The sequence below is a fragment of the Chromobacterium sp. FG22 genome, assembly GCF_057809415.1.
Window position 1 is genome coordinate 64,824 of the sequence record NZ_JBMDJX010000021.1, and the last position, 18,629, is coordinate 83,452.

Annotated in this window: 11 protein-coding genes; 9 read left to right on the top strand and 2 right to left on the bottom strand. The window is 69.6% G+C overall.

From position 1 onward, the window contains the following. Positions 1 to 41: 41 nt before the first annotated feature. From scpB to greB, 4 genes are all read left to right on the top strand, one after another. Positions 42 to 674 (top strand): SMC-Scp complex subunit ScpB, encoded by a 633-nt coding sequence (scpB, locus tag ACODSD_RS18505; protein ID WP_107798528.1) that lies wholly within the window; start codon positions 42 to 44, stop codon positions 672 to 674. Between the two features lie 354 nt (positions 675 to 1,028). Continuing rightward, positions 1,029 to 2,120, top strand: a complete 1,092-nt coding sequence (locus ACODSD_RS18510; protein WP_486637350.1) for a pseudouridine synthase — start codon at positions 1,029 to 1,031, stop codon at positions 2,118 to 2,120. Positions 2,121 to 2,122: 2 nt separating this feature from the next. Next, a complete protein-coding gene (locus ACODSD_RS18515; protein ID WP_158274240.1) occupies positions 2,123 to 2,623 on the top strand; it encodes an NUDIX domain-containing protein in 501 nt (166 codons plus the stop codon). A gap of 32 nt (positions 2,624 to 2,655) precedes the next feature. Beyond that, positions 2,656 to 3,210: a transcription elongation factor GreB gene (gene greB / locus ACODSD_RS18520; RefSeq protein ID WP_107798531.1), complete on the top strand. Its 555-nt coding sequence runs from the start codon at positions 2,656 to 2,658 to the stop codon at positions 3,208 to 3,210. Between the two features lie 69 nt (positions 3,211 to 3,279). On the opposite strand, the gene ACODSD_RS18525 is transcribed toward greB, so the two are convergent. Both ACODSD_RS18525 and ACODSD_RS18530 read right to left on the bottom strand, forming a co-directional pair. Next, positions 3,280 to 3,543, bottom strand: a complete 264-nt coding sequence (locus ACODSD_RS18525; protein WP_107798532.1) for a TFIIB-type zinc ribbon-containing protein — start codon at positions 3,541 to 3,543, stop codon at positions 3,280 to 3,282. Between the two features lie 97 nt (positions 3,544 to 3,640). Further along, on the bottom strand, positions 3,641 to 4,108 hold the full coding sequence (locus tag ACODSD_RS18530) for a MarR family winged helix-turn-helix transcriptional regulator (protein ID WP_199225819.1): 468 nt from the start codon (positions 4,106 to 4,108) through the stop codon (positions 3,641 to 3,643). Between the two features lie 86 nt (positions 4,109 to 4,194). Here ACODSD_RS18530 and ACODSD_RS18535 point away from each other — a divergent pair, with 86 nt between their 5' ends. The 5 genes from ACODSD_RS18535 to ACODSD_RS18555 all read left to right on the top strand — a co-directional run. Next, entirely contained in the window at positions 4,195 to 5,352 is a 1,158-nt protein-coding gene (locus ACODSD_RS18535) for an aminotransferase-like domain-containing protein (RefSeq protein ID WP_107798533.1), read from the top strand. Positions 5,353 to 6,442: 1,090 nt separating this feature from the next. Further along, complete coding sequence (locus ACODSD_RS18540) at positions 6,443 to 11,530, top strand: acyl carrier protein (RefSeq protein WP_488877997.1); 5,088 nt, start codon at positions 6,443 to 6,445, stop codon at positions 11,528 to 11,530. Further along, positions 11,530 to 16,197, top strand: a complete 4,668-nt coding sequence (locus tag ACODSD_RS18545; protein WP_488877998.1) for an SDR family NAD(P)-dependent oxidoreductase — start codon at positions 11,530 to 11,532, stop codon at positions 16,195 to 16,197. Before ACODSD_RS18540 ends, ACODSD_RS18545 begins: the two co-directional genes overlap by 1 nt. Beyond that, on the top strand, positions 16,194 to 18,029 hold the full coding sequence (locus ACODSD_RS18550; protein ID WP_488877999.1) for a type I polyketide synthase: 1,836 nt from the start codon (positions 16,194 to 16,196) through the stop codon (positions 18,027 to 18,029). The genes ACODSD_RS18545 and ACODSD_RS18550 overlap by 4 nt, the downstream gene beginning before the upstream one ends. Beyond that, positions 17,950 to 18,629, top strand: a 680-nt coding sequence (locus ACODSD_RS18555) for a SpnB-like Rossmann fold domain-containing protein (protein WP_488878000.1), incomplete at its 3' end; no start/stop codon positions are given. The genes ACODSD_RS18550 and ACODSD_RS18555, both read left to right, overlap by 80 nt.

The following is an 18,629-nucleotide window of genomic DNA, read 5'->3' on the forward strand; positions in this document are numbered from 1 at the left end:
GTCCGGTTTCCTGCGCAAACGTGTTTCGGCTTCACGGCTCAATGTCCACCATCACCGACCTAAAATATCTGAAGATCGTGCTGGAGACGGCGTTACTGACCGCGCAGGAACCTCTGTCGGTTGCCATGCTCAAAAAGCTGTTCACCGAAGAGGTGAAAGCCGCGCTGATCAACGACATCCTTGACGATATCCAGAGCGACTGGAGGGGCAAGGGCGTTGAACTGGTCAAATTGGCGTCGGGATGGCGCTTTCGCGCCCGAGCGGAGTTCACGCCATACTTGAACCGCTTGAACCCGGAAAAGCCGCCGCGATACTCGCGCGCGGTAATGGAAACCTTGGCGATCATCGCCTACAAACAACCTGTGACCCGTGGCGATATCGAAGCGATACGCGGCGTATCGGTGTCCACCGGCGTGATGCAGACTCTGCTGGAACGCGGCTGGATCGAAGTCATCGGCCACAAGGACGTACCCGGCAGGCCGGGCTTGTATGCCACTACCCGAAAATTCCTGGACGATCTGGGCTTTGTCTCGCTCAAGGATCTGCCGCCGTTGGCGGAGCTGGGAAGCCTGGTAGTGCCCGAGGCGATGCCTAGGGATCAAGGCCCGGCAGCGGCCACAGACGACATCCCCCTCGACGATGAGGCGGATAATTTCGAGCCCATCGCAGAATAACATCGACATTCTGCCGGTTGCTCGCACGGAAAGAGCAAAGCACATATGTCTAAAGGACAACGCAATCACGCCCGCCAGCCGGTGGCGCGTGTCAAAGGTCGCGAAACATCCCAAGCGCGCCAGCCGGGCACCGGCGGCGTTCAGCCGCGCGGCAAGACCCAGGGCGGCATGATCAAAAATCGCAACGGCCAGCCGGCCGAGGCCAACGCCCGGCAAGGCCAAGCCCGCGCCAACGGCGGCAAGGGCCGCGCGCCGCAGAACGGCCGCGCCGCGCGCGACGCCTACGGCAACCCGCTGATGCACGAAGGCACGCCGCTGTTCAAGCTGAGCCGCCGCGAGCAGGAACAGCAGCAGATGCAGCAGGCGCAAGGCCGCAACAAGCCGACCTACCAGCGCGACAGCAACGGCGACGTCAACGGCAACGTGGCCCTGGATCACGAGCGCCGCTTCGGCAACAAGAACGCCGCCGCGCCGGCGGGTCAGCCGGCCGCGGGCAAGGGCGGCGCTCAGCCGCGTCAGGGCAAGCCGGAGGGCGGCAGGCCACAATTGGTGCAGAAGGCCAAGAAGCTGCGCTTGCGCAGCCCCAATCAGGACATCAAGGACAAGGCCAAGCGCCTGCGCGAAGTCCGCGTGGACCTGGACGACATCGAGCCGGTGCGGCTGCAAAAAGCGCTGGCGGCGTCCGGCGTCGGCTCGCGCCGTGAAATGGAAGAGTGGATCGAGGCCGGCCAGGTCACGGTCAACGGCAAGAAAGCCAGCCTGGGCGACCGCGTCGGCCCGCGCGACCGCGTGATGGTCAAAGGCGACCAGATCAAACTGAAATGGCCGGACCGCCTGCCGCGCGTGATCATGTATCACAAGGAAGAAGGCGAAATCGTCAGCCGCGACGATCCGGAAGGCCGCGTCACCGTGTTCGACCGCCTGCCGCAGGCCAAATCCAGCCGCTGGGTGGCGATAGGCCGCCTGGACGTCAATACCTCGGGCCTGCTGCTGATCACCACCAGCGGCGAACTGGCCAACCGCATGATGCACCCCAGCTTCGAAGTGGAGCGCGAGTACTCGGTGCGGGTGCTGGGCGAGCTGACGCCGGAAATCATGAAGGAAATGGTGGCCGGCGTGGAGCTGGAAGACGGCGACGCGCGCTTTGACCGCATCTTCCAGAAAGGCGGCCCGGAAGAGGCTGCCAATCAATGGTTCAACGTGGTGATCAAGGAAGGCCGCAACCGCGAAGTGCGCCGCATGTTCGAGCACTTCGGCCTGACCGTCAGCCGGCTGATCCGCGTGCGCTTCGGCAATATCGGCCTGCCTCCGCGCTTGAAGCGCGGTCAGTTCTACGAACTGAACTCCGCTGAAGTGGCCGCGGTGATGAAGTGGTCCAATCTGACCGTTACCGGCGGCAAGAAAGCGCCTCCGGTCAAGAAGGCTTCGGCCAAGGCGCACCGCTGAGCGTGCGTGCCCTATTGTGGGGCCTGGCCGCCCGCGCCTGGACGCGCTTGCGCGGCGAGGCGCCGGTCTCCGCGCCGGCTCCGCTTGCGAGCGGCAAACGCGAGCGCGCTTCCATCGCCATCGTCGACGGCGGGCGCATCCTGCTGATGCATCGCCTCAAACCCGGCAAGGACTATTATGTGTTGCCGGGCGGCGGCATCAAGCGGCGCGAGACGGCGGCCATCGCCTGCGTGCGCGAGACGCGCGAGGAAACCGGGCTCAACGTCCGTCTGGGCGGCAGCCTGTGCGTGCTGGACGCCAAGGACAGGGTCGAACACGTGTTCCTGGCGGCCAGCCACGCCGGTGAGCTCAGGCTGGGCGGGCCGGAGCTGGCCAAGATGGGGCCGGACAATCATTACGCGCTGGAATGGCTGGATCGCGAGCAGTTGCAGCGGATCAAGCTGAAGCCCAAGGGGCTGCTGCCGCATTGCCTGGCCTTGTTGGAACCCGCCGCCGGCCGTTGAGGCTGGCGTTTTTCATGGATGGATGGACGAAGATGAGCAAAGCGTTTACCAGGGAAAACGACGAGGCGGAAGAGGATCTTCCGGTTGAGCGGCGTCTGCCCGCTTCCACCAAGAACTACATTACGCCCGGCGGCTGGCAGCGGCTGAAGGACGAGCTTTATCATCTGGTCAACCGCGAGCGGCCGGAAATGGTGCAGGTCGTGAACTGGGCGGCCAGCAACGGCGACCGTTCCGAGAACGGCGACTATCTGTACGGCAAGCGCCGCTTGCGCGAGATCGACCGCCGCATCCGTTTTCTGACCAAGCGCTTGGAAATCGCCGAGGTGGTGGACCCGGAAACCCGGGAAGCGACCGATCAGGTGTTCTTCTCCGCCACCGTGTTGATAGAGCGCGGCGACGGCAGCGAGCAATTGCTGCGCATCGTCGGCGTGGACGAGATTGATCTGGCGCGCGGCCGCATCAGCTGGATCTCGCCTATCGCGCGGACGCTGTTGAAGGCGCGCGAGGGCGATTCAGTGCTGTTTCGCGGGCCGGACGGCGACGAAGACATCGAGGTGCTGGAAGTGCGTTACGAACGCATAGACTGAATCTTCGAGCAAGAGCAGGGGAAGACGGCCCGGACATGAGTCCGGGCCGTTTTTGTATCCGGGGACGGATCAGTCCAGCAGCTTGCGCAGCCAGCCATGCTTGCCGCCGTGATGGCCTCCGTGGCGGCTGTCCCGACGGTGTTCGTCGTCATGGCCGCGACCGTGCGCGGACGGCGCGTAAGCGGCGGCGGGGGCCGCCGGAGCCTGGGTTTGCAGCAGGCGCTCCAGCTGGCCGGGCGCCAGCCAGACGCCGCGGCATTGCGGACAGTAATCGATGGCGACGGACAAACGTTCGCCCATCAGCAGGGTGACTTGGCAACTGGGACAATTCATGGCGTGCTCCTCGGCGCGCCGGACTGGCGCGGTAGGTCGGGAAAATGCGATGGACGGACCTCGCCAGCGCATTGCAAACCATGAAGCGGCTACAGGGTCAAGCTTTGCCGCGCGAGGGCGCGTCGTCGGGGCGCGAGTGCGAGGCCAGGCTGCGGTTGATCTGCATCCAGCCGGCGGTGGCCGGCTTCCCCGTCTGCTCAAACGCCGTCTGCAGCAGTTTCAGCTGCTCGCGGTGCAGGGCTTCCTCCAGCTTGCGTCCCTCCGAAGTCAGCGTCAGCTGTTTGACCCGTTTGTCGTGCTGCGCGGCCACGCTTTGCACCAGCGCCATTTCCAGCAGTTGGCGCAGCGGCATATTGATGGCCTGCTTGGTCACGCCCAGCGCGGCCAGCAGGTCCTTGACCGACAGGCCGGGGTAGCGGGCGACGAAGAACAGGATGCGGTGGTGCACGCGCGCCAGGCCGCGTTTGGCCAGCATTTCATCCGGTTTATCGGTGAAAGCCTTGTAGGCATGGAAGAAGGCTTCCATGGCGGCGCGCATGTCGTCGGACGGAGATAGGTCAGCCATGTTGACGGAACCTGCTGTGGTCGGTAGATTGAGTCAATATTATTGACATTAGTAAGAAAGTTGCGGACAAGCTTATGCAGAGTACCATGTTTTCTGAGCGCATCGAACGGCTCAGCGGGTCGCTGATCCGGGAAATCCTGGCGGCGGCGCAACAGCCGCAGATGATTTCCTTCGCCGGCGGCCTGCCGGCCGGCCAATGCTTGCCGCAGCTCGATTTCACCGATATGCCGGCGGGCCTGGCGCAATACGGCGCCAGCGAAGGCGAGCCGGAATTGCGCGGCTTGATCGCGGAGCAGGCGCGGCGCATGGGCATCGCTTGCGAGGCGGAGCAGGTGTTGGTGCTGTCCGGCTCGCAGCAGAGCATCGATTTATGCGCCAAGCTGTTCATCGATCCCGGCACGCCGGTGGTGACCGAAGGGCCGACTTATCTAGCGGCCTTGCAGGCTTTCAAGTTGTTCGGCGCCCGCGTTCACGCGGTGGCGCAACGGGACGGCAGGCTGGAGCCGCAGGCGCTGGCCGCCGCCTTGAGCGAGTCTCAGGCGCGCTGCTCTTATCTGATTCCCAGCTTTCAAAATCCGGCGGGCAGCTGTTACAGCGCCGAAGACCGGCAGGCGCTGGCGGCCGTCATCGACGCCGCCGGCGTGCCCTTGATCGAGGACGATCCTTATCGCGCGCTCAGCTACGACGGCGAAGCGCCGGCGCCGCTGGTCAGCCATTTGAAGCGCGCGCCGTGGATTTACTCCGGCTCCTTTTCCAAAACCCTGGCGCCTGGGCTGCGCGTCGGCTTCCTGATCGCCTCGCCGGAGCTGTATCCCTATCTGATGCGGCTGAAGCAGGCGACCGATCTGCACACCAACCGCCCGGCGCAGTGGTTCATCGCCCGCCAGCTGAGCGACCCCGGCCATGAGCAACGGATGTTGGACTTGCGCGAGGTGTATCGCGCCGGCCGCGACGCGATGCAGGATTCGCTGCAGCGGCATTTCGGCGATCTGGCCGATTGGCAGTTGCCGCGGGGCGGGCTGTTTTTCTGGCTCAAGCTGAAGCGGGCGAGAGATACCCGCGCCTTGCTGCCGCTGGCCTTGAAGCAGAACGTCGCCTTCATGCCGGGCGAGGCCTTCTTCCCCGAGCCGGAACAGAACCTGGGCTATCTGCGCCTGAATTTCAGCCATGCCTCGCCGGAGCGGATTGAGATCGGCATCGCCAGACTGGCGGCCTTGCTGCGGGATACCGCCGCCGCGGAGTAAGCCGCCGCTCCAGGTCTCCGCGCAGTCCGCGCCTTAAGCGGAACCGCGCCGCCTCGTCCTTGAGGCGGCGCTTCACACTCTCTTCCCGCCATCCGGCCCCGGTTCGCTTTCCCCCTCTATCCTTCCGTCTGTCCGCCCAGATCGCATTATTAAGAAAATTTAATATGTCATAAGCATTGGTTGATGTCCGAACATTATGACAATGCTACCTGCGCCGGATGTTTCGTTACCGAACGTCATCCTTATATTTATTTTCTTTAATAAAAGATTTTCCGGTATTGGATCAATTAATTGAACAATTGCCTGTTGTTTATGCCGTAATTGTCAGGTCGATTGAAATTTAATTGATCGGCCTCGGCGCTCTTTTTATAGGCCAGTTCGCGGCGCTTAAATCTTTGATATTGCCGCGAAAATTCGTGTTTCAAAAAATATAAGCCGTAAATCGGCTGAAGTTGTAACTGGCAGTTCGGGGGATGCTTTTCCTAGAGGTCTTTCAGTATAGTGCTGACGCTTAATTCTTCCCGTGCGGGATTTTTAGAATTAACGCGATCAAATAAATCTATACGAAAACAATTTGAGCGTCAATATTCATTGCGTTTTCCTGGTTTTGGACGACACGGGGAAATAGGAATGCAAAGCGTAAAGCAATGCTGATTCGCAATGGTTTGATCGCTGAAATGATATCGAATCATCTCAAAAGAAAGTCCGATTACGGCGCATGAGACACATTGGCAATTCTATTCTCTTGATTCAAACGCTGCTTAGGCAAACCGCCGCGCACGCGTCACGCATCCTTACGTGAAAACGAAGGGATGATCCTCGCCAACCTGTCGAAGAAACGGTTTCGATAGGGCGGAATATATCAAAAACAGCATGGCTGCTTCTTGAATGGGGCGGGCTACGGCCCGGCCTGTATTTAAGGTTCTCGCGATCGTCGCGGCATTCCGTCGCGGCTGAGCGCGTGACAGGGCGACGGCGCAAGCCGGCCCGATTAGGGCGACGCGACGACTCGAGCCATGCCATATGGGTGGATTCGATGGGCGCGCGCCCGGCATACCCGGAGCAGTTGTCGATACATGGAGGTCATGCAATGTATTCCTCATCCGATGTCGCATCTCGGCGGACGCCCGCCGCCGACAAGTTCGGCCCTCATCAAGCTTTTTCGCATCGCGAAGCGCCTAGCATCGCCCGGCAGTTGCTGTGGCGGGCGGAGGCGAGTCCCGAGCGTCTCGCCTACGCGTCGGCCGATCCGGAGAAAGCGCTCGCGCTAAGCTATGCGGCGCTGTGCGAACGCGCGTCCGGCATCGCCGCGCGCCTGGCGCAAGCGACCGAGGCCGGCGAGCGCGTGATGCTGGTCTATCAGGAGCCGCTCGATTTCCTTCCGGCCTTCTTCGGCTGCTGCCTGGCCGGCGTGATCCCGGTGCCGGTGGCGCCGCGTCACGGCCGCGACACGATGGCGGCGATCGCCCAGGACTGCGGCGCCGCCATCGCGCTGAGCGCGGAGGCGCGGGACGCCTTGCCGGGCCTGCGCTGGATGCGCACCGACGAGGCCGAGCGCGCCGCGCCCTTTTTGCGGGCGGCGAAGGACGCCAGTCCGGCGCTGCTGCAGTACACCTCGGGTTCGACGCGCACGCCGCAGGGCGTGGTGGTCACGCAAACCGGGCTGTGGGCGACGATAGACGATCTTGACCGCGGCGCGATGCACGACGCGGACAGCGCGATGATCAGCTGGCTGCCGTACTTCCACGACATGGGCCTGGTGTACGGCATTCTCACCCCCTTGCAATGCGGCTTCCCCGCCTATCTGATGGCGCCGGAGAAATTCGTCGCCCAGCCCATGTCCTGGCTGCGCGCGATAGCCGCGCGGCGCGGTACCCACACCGCCGCGCCGAATTTCGCCTACGCCTTGTGCGCGGACCGCGCGGGCGATCTCGCGCCGGGCACCGATTTGTCGTCCTTGCGTTATGCGCTGAACGGCGCGGAGCCGGTGCGCTGTGACACGGTGCGCCGCTTCGAGGCGGCCTTCGCGCCGTTTGGGCTGCGTTCTTCGGTGGTGGTGCCGGGCTACGGCCTGGCCGAGGCGACCTTGAAGGTGACCGCCGGCCGTTGCGGCGAGGGCACGCGCGGCGTGCGCTTTGCGCGGGAGGCGCTGGCGCGCGGCCGCGTCTCGCCGCAGACGGACGGCGTCGAATTGGCGGCCTGCGGCGTCAGCCTGATCGATACGCGCGTCCGCATCGTGGACCCGGACACACGCGCGCCGTGCGCGCCGGACGCCGTCGGCGAAATATGGGTGACCGGGAGCACGGTCGCCGACAGTTATTGGCGCCGCCCGGAGGAGTCGCGCGAGATCTTCGGCGCGCGGCTGGCCGACGGCGACAGCGCATGGCTGAGAACCGGCGATCTGGGCTTTCTGCACGAGGGCGATCTGTTCGTCACCAGCCGCTTGAAGGATTTGATCATCGTCGGCGGCCGGAATGTCTACAGCCACGATCTGGAAGACACCGTGTCGGCCTGCCATCCGTCGATTCGGAAGGGGCGCGCCTTCGCCGCCGCCGTCGACGGCGAGGACGGCGAAGGGATTCTGATCGGCGCCGAGGTGCGCGGCGGCTGCGGGGAGGCGGAGGCCCGTGACATCCTGCCGGTGATTCGCGCGGCGCTGGCGCGGGAGCACGGCGTGGCGCCGGCGCGCATCGCGCTGCTGTGGCGCGGCAGCATCCTGCGCACCTCCAGCGGCAAGACCCGGCGCGGCGCCACCCGCGACGCGCTGCTGCGCGGCGAACTGCGCATCGTCGCCGACGACGCGGCCGAGGCGGCCGACGACGCGATTCTGGCCGAGATCGCGCGCTTCGTGCCCGGCGCGGCCGCGTCGCCCGACGCCAGGCTGATCGATCTGGGGCTGGATTCGCTGTCGGCCGCGCGGCTTGCCGCCGCCGCGCGCGCGCGTCATGGCGTGGAGTTGTCGTTCGCGGCGTTGTTCGCGCTCTCCGCCCGGCAACTGCGGCGCGAAATCGTCGACGCCCCGCGCCTGGACGCCGCGGCGCCGGCCGCGGCTCGCCGCTATGCGGCGGGGGAGGCGTTCGAACTGTCCGAGATGCAGCAGGCTTACTGGATAGGCCAGCAGGGCGGGGTGCCGCTGGGCAGCGTGTCCCCGCATATCCGCGTGGATTTCGAGATAGACGCCGCGCGCGCGCCGGAACTGGGCCGGCGTCTCGCGCGGCTGGTCGCCCGCCACCCGTCCTTGCGGATGACGGTGGGCGCGGACGGGCGCGGCGCGTTCGACGCGCTGGCCTACGACCCCTTGCTGCCGCCGCAGGATTTGCGCGGGCTGGACGCGGCGGAGGCGGCGGAACGGCTGGAGGCGACGCGCGAGAGCCTGGCCGAGCGCGACGGCCCGCCCGTGCTCGCCGTCGTCTCCCGTCTGACCGAGAGCACGGCTATCCTGCACCTGCGGCTCAGCCTGCTGGCCGGCGATCTGCGCAGCTTCCTGCAACTGATGGCCGAGCTGGCGCGCGACGCGGCCGACGAGGCCCCCGCGCAATGCATCACGCCGATGACGCCGCCGGCGGCGACCGAGACGCAGCGCGAGGCCTGGCTGCGTCGGGTCGAAGCCATCGCGCCGGCGCCGGAGTTGCCGATGAAGATGGCGCTGGCCGAGGTGGCCGAGCCGCGCTTCGCCAACCGCCGCCGGGAGCTGCCCGCCGCCTTGTCCGCGGCGCTGACGGCGCGGGCGCAGGCGCTCGGGGTCACGCTGACTTCGCTGTGCATCGCCGCCTTCGCCGACACGCTGCGGCTGTGGACGGCGGCGCACGCCTTCACGCTCAACGTGACTTGCAACACGCGGGCGGAGCAGGCGGGGCTGGCGATAGGCGATTACACCAGCAACACCTTGCTGTCGCTGAGCGAGCGTCACCCCTCGTTCGCCGCCTTCGCCCAAGCGGTGCAGCGGCAAGTGTGGGCCGATCTGGACGCGCCCTGGTGCTCCGGCGTGTCGATTCTGCGCGAGCTGAGCCGGCGCAACGGCGCGCCCGTGCTGATGCCGGTGGTGCTGACCAGCCTGCTGTCCGGCGACCCGGCGGACGATCTGGCCCTGCTGGACGGCGTCGGCCGCGTGGTCGACATGGCCAACCCCACGCCCCAGGTGTCGCTGCACGCCGTCCTGGGCCGGCGCGGCGACAGGCTGGTGCTGATGTGGGAGTCCGTCGCGCAGCTGTTCCCCGACGGCATGGTGGACGCGATGTTCGAGGTCTTCCTCGGCGCGCTGGAAACGATGGCGACGGACGCCGCGGCCGTGGAGCGGCCGACGCTGGCCCGGCTCGCGCCGCAGCAGGCGGCGCGGCGCGCGGCGGTCAACGCCACCGCGGCGGAGCGCGCGCCGCGACGGCTGGAAACCCCCATCGTCCAACAGGCGCGGATCGCGCCGGAGGCGGTGGCGGTCAGGCAGGGCGAGACGACGCTGAGCTACGGCGCGCTGCTGCGCGAGGCGGAAGACATCGCCGGCGCGCTGCGGCAAAGCGGCGTGGCGCGCGGCGAGGTGGTGGCGGCCATCGTCGCGCCGGGGCCGCGCGCGGTGGCGGCGCTGCTGGGCATTGTGATGGCGGGCGCGGTCTATCTGCCGATAGAGCCGTCTTGGCCGGCCGCGCGCATGGAAGAACTGCTCGGCGAGGCCGGCGCCCGTCTCGCGCTGCTGAGCGCGGCAGGCCCGGCGCTGCCGGTGCCCGCGCTGCGTCTGGACCAGCCGCTGCCGCGCGGCGACGCGGGTCCGGCCACGGACCTCGAGGCCGGCGACGCGGCCTATGTGATCTTCACCTCAGGTTCCACCGGGCGGCCGAAGGGCGTGCTGATCGCGCACGAGGCGGCGGCGAACACCATAGACGACATCAACCAACGCTTCGCGGTCGGCCCGGCCGATCGCGCGTTGTGCGTGTCCTCGCTGGCCTTTGATTTGTCGGTCTACGACATCTTCGGCCTGCTCGCGGTCGGCGGCGAGGTGGTGTTCCCGGCCCGCTCGCGCGATCCGGACGCGATGGCCCAGGCGCTCTGCGACGGCGGGGTCACCATCTGGAATTCCGTGCCGGCGGTGCTGGAACTGATGCTGGAAGTGTCCGCGCCGCGTTCGCCGCATCTGCGCCTGGCGCTGATGAGCGGCGACTGGATCGCGCCCGGCCTGGCCGGGCGGCTGCGCGACGCGTTTCCGGCGCTGCGGCCGATCAGCCTGGGCGGGGCGACCGAGGTGTCGATCTGGTCGGTGGTGCATCCGATCGCGCCCGAGGACGCCGTGCTGGCGTCGATTCCCTACGGCCGGCCGCTGTCCAACCAGCAATGCTTCGTGCGCGCGCCCGACGGCCGGGAGCGGCCGGACGGCGTGGTGGGCGAATTGCTGCTGGGCGGCCGCGGACTCGCGCTCGCCTATCTGGGCAACGAGGCGGAAACCGAGCGCCGCTTCTTCATCGACGCCGAGGGCCGGCGGCTCTACCGCACCGGCGATCTCGCGCGCTGGCAGCCGGACGGCGAACTTGAACTGCTGGGACGGATGGACGGGCAGGTCAAGGTGCAGGGCTATCGGATCGAGCTGGGCGAGATCGAGGCGGCCGCGATGCGCGCCGGCTGCCTGGCGCGCGCCGTGGCCTCGGTGGCCCGGCGCAAGGACGCGACGGTGATCCAGCTGCACGTGGTGGCGCTGCCGGATCATCAAGGCGACGTGGTCGCGGCCGTGCGCACTCAACTGGTGCTGCATCTGCCCGCCTATATGCAGCCGCATCACGTGATGGTGCTGGACGCCTTGCCGCTGACGGCGAACGGCAAGGTGGACCGCGCGCGTCTCGCCGAGCTGGCGGCCCCGGCTCCCGCGCCGGCGGCCCCGGCCGCGGCGGCGCGGCGCGACGCTTCGCTGGAGGCCACGATGCTGGCCGCCTTCGCCGAAGTGGTCGGCGTCGAGATAGACCCGCGGCAGGGCTTCTTCGACGCGGGCGCCACCTCGATGCACATCGTGAGGCTGCGCGCGCTGCTGGCGTCGCGCGGCGTCGCGGTGCCCCCGCTGGTCGATTTCTTTTCGCTGGCCACGATACGGGCGCTCGCCGAGCGCGCCGATACGGGCGAGGCGGACCTTTCCCCAATGATGGACGTCGACGGCGCGCGCGCCTATCGACAGCGCGTACGCGCACGCAAGGAGGCTTTGTAATGACTGATGCAACACCCGTAGACGCCGTAGCGATCATCGGCGCGAGCTGCCGCCTGCCCGGCGTCAGCACCCTGGAACAGTTCTGGTCGATGATAGCCGACGGCCGGGTCGCGATCGAACGCTTCGGCGCGGACGCGGCGCGCCGCGAGGGCGTGCCGGAAACGGTGCTGGCCCAGCCCGGCTTCGTCGGCGCCGGCGGTCCGCTGGACGGCGTCGATCAATTCGACGCGGCCTATTTCGGCATTCCGCCGTCGCAGGCGGCGGCGATGGACCCGCAGCAGCGGATTTTCCTCGAATGCGTGCACGAGGCGCTGGAGCGCGCCGGTCACGGCGCGGCGCGCGGCGCGCGCGTCGGCGTCTGGGCCGGCTCGGCCAGCGTCGATTATCTCGTCGACCACGTGCGCGACCGGCTGGACCGCGCGTCGCCCAACCGCTATCTGCAGCAATGGGTGGGCGTGGACAAGGACTATCTGGCCACCCAGGTCGCCTACCGGCTCGATTTCGGCGGCCCGGCCATCAGCTTGCAGACCGCGTGCTCGACTTCCCTCGTCGCCGTGGTTCAGGCGATGCAGGGACTGCTGAGCTTCCAGTGCGACTTCGCGGTGGCGGGCGGCGTCAGCGTCGCCTTGCCGCAGCGGCAGGGCCATGTGTACGAGGAGGGCAGCATTCTGTCCGCGGACGGCGCCTGCCGTCCGTTCACCACGGACAGCAGCGGCACCGTCTTCGGCAACGGCGCGGGCGTGGTGGTGCTGCGCCGCCTGGAGGACGCGCTGGCCGACGGCGACCCCATCATGGCGGTGATTCGCGGCGGCGCGGTCAACAACGACGGCGCGGCCAAGGTGGGCTTCACCGCGCCCGGCGGGCGCGGGCAGCAGGACGTGATCCGCCAGGCGCTGGCGCTCAGCGAGGTGGACGGCGCGTCGATAGGCTATGTGGAGACGCACGGCACCGGCACGGCGATCGGCGACGAGGTGGAGCTGGCGGCGCTGGGCGCGGCCCTGGGCCAGCGTTCCGGCGCCGACGCGCGCTGCGCGCTGGGCACCTTGAAGGCGAACGTCGGCCATCTGAACGCGGCGGCGGGCGCTTGCGGGCTGATCAAGGCCGCGCTGGCGGTGGCGCATGGGCGGATTCCGGCCGCCGTCGGCGCGGAACGCGCGATAGACGCGCTGCGCGGCGACGCCGGCTTCTACCTGCCGACCGAAACCGCGCCTTGGGACGCGCCGCAGCGGCGCGCCGGGGTCAGCTCCTTCGGCATCGGCGGCACCAACGCCCACGTGATCCTTGAAGCGGCGCCGCCGCGCGTGCCGCGCACGCCGGACGTCACGCCGCTCTTGCTGCTGTCGGCGCGCGGCGAGGCCTTGCCCGCGCTGTGCGCGGACTACGCGGACTTTCTCGACGGCCATCCCGAGCTGAGGATAGAAGACGTTTGCCTGACGGCGGCGCTGGGGCGGCGGCATTGGGAGCAGCGCGCGGCGTTCCGCGCCGAATCCCGCGAGGCCTTGATCGCCGCGCTGCGCGCCTTCGCCGCCGGAAAGCCGAGCGCGGAGACGATCGCGGCGGAAGTGCCGGCGCGCGCGCCGGAGCTGAGCTTCGCCTTCGGCGGCGCCGAGGATCTGGACGCGGTATTGACCCGCGTGCAGCTGTGGCAGGCGAGCGGCGTCGTGCCGGCCAGCGTGTGCGCGACGGGGAGCGGGGTGTTCGCAGCGGCCTTCGCGGCGGGCGCGCTGAGTCTTGAGGATGCGCGGCAGCGCCGCGCGGAGCGCGCCGTCGCGCCGTCCTTGTTGTGGATCAGCGCGGCCTCGGGCCTGCCGCTGGACAGCGCGGAAGCGGTGCGCGAAGAACTGGCCGGCGCGGGCACGGCGCCAGGCGCGGCGGACGCCGCCGAAGCGCTGGAAGCGGCCGGCGCGGAATGGGTGCTGGACTTCGGCGACACGGCGCTGGGCGCGGGCGCTGCCGGCATGGCGTCGCTCGATCCGGCCTCGCCGGACGCGCTGGCGCGGCTGTGGACCGCGGGCCTGACGCTGGAGCTGTCCCAGCATTACCGCGACGGCAACCGGGTGGCGCTGCCGACCTATCCCTTCCAGCGCCAGCGTCACTGGATAGACCGCGCGCCGCGCTTCCTGGCGGCGGGCGCGACGCCCTTCCTTGGACGGCGCACCGACGCGCCGGCCTTGGGCGCGACCTTCTTCGACGCCGAATGGAGCGTGGCCGCCTTGCCCTTCCTGCAGGATCACGTGATTTACGACAAGGTGGTGGTGTCCGGCGCGGCGCTCGCGGTGATGATGGCCGACGGCGCGCGCGCGCTCACCGGCTCGGACGGCTGCGTGCTGAGCGATCTGCGTTTCCCGGCCGCGCTGGTGATTCCGTCGGGCGCGGCGCGCAAGGTCCAGCTGCAATTGGTGCGCGACGGCGACGGTTTCGAAGCCACGGTGTTGACGCTGGAGTCCGCCGACGTCCACGCGACGGCCAGGGTGGACGCCGGCGAGGCGCCGGGCGCCGCGCCGTCGGAGCCGGTGCGCGGAGAAGCGATCTCCACCGAGCTGCTGGATAGCTGGCTGCGCGCGCGCAGCGTGGTGATGGGACCGACCTTCCGGCGTCTGTCGGACATCGTGGTCGGGGACGGCGACGCGTCTTGCGATATGCGGGGCGACGCCGACGACGCCGGCTGGTTGCTGCACCCCGGGGTGCTGGATTCGGTGCTGCAACTGGTGGCCGCCGCCGCGCGGCCCGAGGGCAGCAAGGCTTTCGTGCCGACGCGCATCGCGCGGCTGGCGCTGCACGGGCGGACCGGCGCCGGGATGCGCTGTCACGCGTCGGCCGAGCGGGGGCAGGCCAGCCTGTTCGACGCCGGCAAGGTGCTGCTCGAAATGACCGGCCTGGAGTCGCGCGAGGTGACCCGCAATGAATTGCTGCGCGTCGAACCGCTGCGCGAGGGCTATGCGGTGGAATGGCGCGACGCGGCGGGCGGGGACGCCGCCGAGTTGCCGCCGTCCATCGCCATCCTGAGCGGAGCGGGGGATACGGCGGCAGGGCTGGCGGCGATGCTGCGCGACGAAGGCAAGGAGGCCGTCGTGGTGGCGGCGGTGAACGATATTCCCTTCGACAAGGCGGGCCTGATCGTCGATTGCCGCGGGCTGGAGGCGCGCGGCGACGCGCCGGCGCCGGCGGTTTACGCCGGGGCGCTGGAACTGTTCGCCACGGCCGCGCGACGCGAGCGGCCTTGCCGCATCGCCTTGGCGCTGGCGCCGGACGCGCCGGCCTCGGCGCCGCTGCAGGCGTTGTCGCGCGCGGTGGCGATGGAAACGCCGCATCTGCAGACGCTGGCGCTGCACGCGGGCGACGCGCGGGCGATCCGCCGCGGCCTGGATTACTTCGAGCGCGAGACCGAAGTCGCGGTCAAGGGCGAGGCGGTCGCCGCGCCGCGCTTCGACGAGCGCGCGCTGCCGCTCAGAGCGGACCTCGCGCTCTCGGCGGACGCCACGTGGCTGATCACGGGCGGGCTGGGCGAACTCGGCCTGCGCGTCGCGGGCTGGCTCGCCGCGCTGGGCGCGCGCGCCTTGGTGCTGACCGGCCGCCGGCCGGCCGACGCCGCGGCCGAGGCGGCGCTGGCCGCGCTGCGTCGCGACGGCGTGGAGGTGAAGGTGTGGCAGGCCGACGTGGCGGCGGAAGCGGACGTCGACGCGCTGCTGGCCGAGATCGACGCGACCATGCCGCCGCTGCGCGGCGTCTGCCATCTGGCGGGCGTGGTGGAGGACTGCCTGGTCGGCGACGTCACGCCGGCCTCGCTGGCCGCCACCCTGGCCGGCAAGGCCCGCGGCGCCTGGCTGCTGCATGAGCGCACCCTGGCTTACCCGCTGGAACACTTCGTGCTGTTTTCCTCCGCCGCCGCCGCCTTCGGCGCGCCGGGGCAATCGACCTACGCGATGGCCAACGCCTACCTAGACGCGCTGGCCGCGCGCCGCCGCGCGCAAGGGCTGCCCGCGCTGTCCATCGCCTGGGGGCCGTGGCAGGACGTGGGCATGCTGGCCCGCTCCAGCGCCAACGCCAAGCGGCGGCTCGCGCAGCTGGGCATCGGCCAGATCGAGGCCGAATGCGGCCGCGCCACTTTCGAGATCGCGCTGGGGGCGGACCTGCCGGCCCACCTCGTGCTGCTGCCCATCGATTGGGGGCGCTTGATCGAGCAATGGCCGCCGCATGTGCCGGCCAGCCGCTTCGCCGGCATCGCCACCGCCCAGCCGGGCGCGGGTTCCACCTCCTCGGTCAGCGAGCTGCTGGCGCTGCCGGCGGAGGAAAGACGGCATCGTCTGTTCCAACTGCTGGCCGAGGACGCCGCGCTGGTGACCGGCACGCCGCTGGCCTCGCTGGACCCCGAGCGCTCGCTGTTCGACTACGACCTGGACTCCTTGCTGATCACCGATCTGCGCGTGCTGCTGGAAAAGCGTTTCGGCCGCGCGATACCGACCACGGTGATTTTCTCGAATCCGACCATAGCCGCCTTGGCGGACCATCTGGCGCGGACGGTGTTCGGCATGGCCGAGGCGGAGGCGACGCCCGCCGCGCCCGCCGCCGCGCCCGACGCGCCGGCGGACGCCGCGATGTCGCAGGAGGAGATCGTGGAAATGCTGTCCGCGAAACTGAAGGAATTGAATAGAAAGGACGCGCGATGAGCCAGATCGACACGACCGCGCTGATGCGGAACGCGCTGCGCGAGATCGAACGCCTGCAGCGCGAACTGGACGGCGCCGAACAGCGCCGGCACGCGCCCATCGCCGTGGTCGGCATGGGCTGCCGTTTCGCCGGCGTCGACTCGCCGGAGGCGCTGTGGCAGCGGCTGCTCGACGGCGCGGACGGCGTGAGCGAGGTGCCGGCCGAGCGTTGGGACGTCGAGCGCTACTTCGACGCCGACCCGGACGCGAGCGGCCGCATCTACTGCCGCACCGGCAGCTTTTTGGACGACATCGCCTCCTTCGACGCCGGCTTCTTCGGCATTTCGGCGCGCGAGGCGGCGATGCTGGATCCGCAGCAGCGCATGCTGCTCGAGGTGGCTTGGGAGGCGGTGGAGCGCGCCGGCATGACGGCGGCGGAACTGAAGGGCTCGGCCACCGGGGTGTTCGCCGGCGTCATGCATCAGGACTACGCGCACCGTTTCCGCCGGGCGGAGGAGGTCGACCTCTACACCGCCTCGGGCAACGCGCCCAGCGTGCTGGCGGGCCGCGTGTCGCACGCGCTCGGTCTGCACGGGCCGACGCTGACGATAGACACCGCGTGCTCGTCGTCGCTGGTCGCCGTGCACCTGGCGTGCAACGCGCTGCGCGCCGGCGAGTGCGACATCGCCATCGTCGGCGGCGTCAATGTGGTGCTGTCGCCGTTGTCCACCGCCGCCGAATGCCGGGCGCACATGCTGTCGCCCAGCGGCCGCTGCCGCTCCTTCGACGACGGCGCGGACGGCTTCGTGCGCGGCGAGGGCTGCGGCGTGGTGGTGCTGCAGCGGCTCGCCGACGCCGAGGCCGCCGGGCGGACCATAGACGCGCTGATCGCCGGCTCGGCCGTCAATCACGACGGCCGCAGCGCGGGCCTGACGGTGCCTAACGAGCACGCGCAGCGCGAGCTGGTGTGGGCGGCCTTGCGCGCCGCGCGCATCGACGCGTCGCAGGTGAATTATATCGAGGCGCACGGCACCGGCACCGCGCTGGGCGATCCGATAGAGGCGGCGGCGCTGGCCTCCGTGTTCGCCGGCCGCGGCCGCGAGGAGCGCGTGCTGCTGGGCTCGATCAAGAGCAATTTCGGCCATCTGGAAGGCGCGGCGGGGATTGCCGGGCTGATCAAGGCGGCGCTGACGGTGCGCCATGGCGTGGTGCCCGCCACCCTGCATGTGCGCACGCCCAACCGCGGCATCGACTGGGACACGCTGCCGCTGCGCCTCGCGCTCGGCGCGGAACGCATAGACGCCGGCGGCGCGCCCTGCGTCGCCGGGGTCAGCTCCTTCGGCTTCAGCGGCACCAATGCGCACGCGGTGCTGCTCGCGCCGCCGCGCGCGGCCGCCGGCGAAACGGCGGCCGGCGCGGACGAAGGCGCGCAATTGCTGGTCGTTTCCGCGAAATCCGACGCCTCGCTGCGCGGCAACGCGGCGCGGCTGGCCGCCCATCTGGCCGGGCTCGACGCCGCGGCGTGGGCGGCCGCCTGCCACGCTTCGCGGGCGGCGCGCTCGCATTTCCCGCATCGGCTCGGGGGGGGGGGGGGTGCCGGCCGTCCCCGCGGAAGGGATGGCGCGCGAGCTGAGCCGCTTCGCGCGCGGCGAGGACGCCGCCGTTCACAGCGGCGTGTGCGGCGGGATGCCGCCCAGCCGCGACGCGTCGCCGGAGACGGCGGACGCGGGACGCGAACCGGCCGAGCGGCTGGACGCTTTGGCGCGGCGCTATGTGGCCGGCCTGCCGGTCGACTGGCCGGCGCCGGCCGGCGCCGGGCGCCGCGTCGCGCGGCTGCCGAGCTACGCATTTGACCGCCAGCCTTACTGGGTGGACGAAGGGCGGGCGCAGGCGGAGTCGCCGCTGTACCGCATCGCCTGGCAGCCGCTGCCGGCCCCGGCCGGCGCGCGCCGCTCGGGCGAGCGCATCGTCGCCGGCGATCCGGCCTTGTGCGCGGAAGTGGCGCGCGCGCTGGAAGCCGCCGGCGAGCGCTGCGCGATTGCGCCCGCCGAGATCGACGCCATCCGCCGCGCGGGCGACGCCGGCCTGGTGCTCGCCTTCGACCGCGCGGCCGGAGACGAAGACGCGCTGGCGGCCGTCGCGCGCCGCGGCGCCTTGCTGAGCGCGCTGGCGCGAGAGCGCGCCGCGACGCCGTCGGCGGCGGCGATCACGGTTGTCACGCGCGGCGGGGCGGCCACCGGGCCGGCGGAGGAGGTCGATCCCGTCCTCGCCGCCTTGAGCGCGGCGGTGCGCGTCGCGCGGCGGGAGCAGGGCCGGAGCTGGCGCGGCACGATAGATATCGACGGTTCGCCGGCGTCCTTCGACGCGCTGGCGGCCTTGCTCGGCGATGAAGCCGCCGAGGAACAATTGGCGGTGCGCGGCGCCACCGTGCTGGCGCCGCGGCTGCGGCGCGC

Excerpts from the sequence above, each read along its gene's own strand:
- scpB (WP_107798528.1), top strand. The coding sequence starts at position 42 with ATGTCCACCATCACCGACCTAAAATATCTGAAGATCGTGCTGGAGACG.
- ACODSD_RS18510 (WP_486637350.1), top strand. The coding sequence starts at position 1,029 with ATGCAGCAGGCGCAAGGCCGCAACAAGCCGACCTACCAGCGCGACAGC.
- greB (WP_107798531.1), top strand. The coding sequence starts at position 2,656 with ATGAGCAAAGCGTTTACCAGGGAAAACGACGAGGCGGAAGAGGATCTT.
- ACODSD_RS18525 (WP_107798532.1), bottom strand. The coding sequence starts at position 3,543 with ATGAATTGTCCCAGTTGCCAAGTCACCCTGCTGATGGGCGAACGTTTG.
- ACODSD_RS18530 (WP_199225819.1), bottom strand. The coding sequence starts at position 4,108 with ATGGCTGACCTATCTCCGTCCGACGACATGCGCGCCGCCATGGAAGCC.
- ACODSD_RS18535 (WP_107798533.1), top strand. The coding sequence starts at position 4,195 with ATGTTTTCTGAGCGCATCGAACGGCTCAGCGGGTCGCTGATCCGGGAA.
- ACODSD_RS18540 (WP_488877997.1), top strand. The coding sequence starts at position 6,443 with ATGTATTCCTCATCCGATGTCGCATCTCGGCGGACGCCCGCCGCCGAC.
- ACODSD_RS18545 (WP_488877998.1), top strand. The coding sequence starts at position 11,530 with ATGACTGATGCAACACCCGTAGACGCCGTAGCGATCATCGGCGCGAGC.
- ACODSD_RS18550 (WP_488877999.1), top strand. The coding sequence starts at position 16,194 with ATGAGCCAGATCGACACGACCGCGCTGATGCGGAACGCGCTGCGCGAG.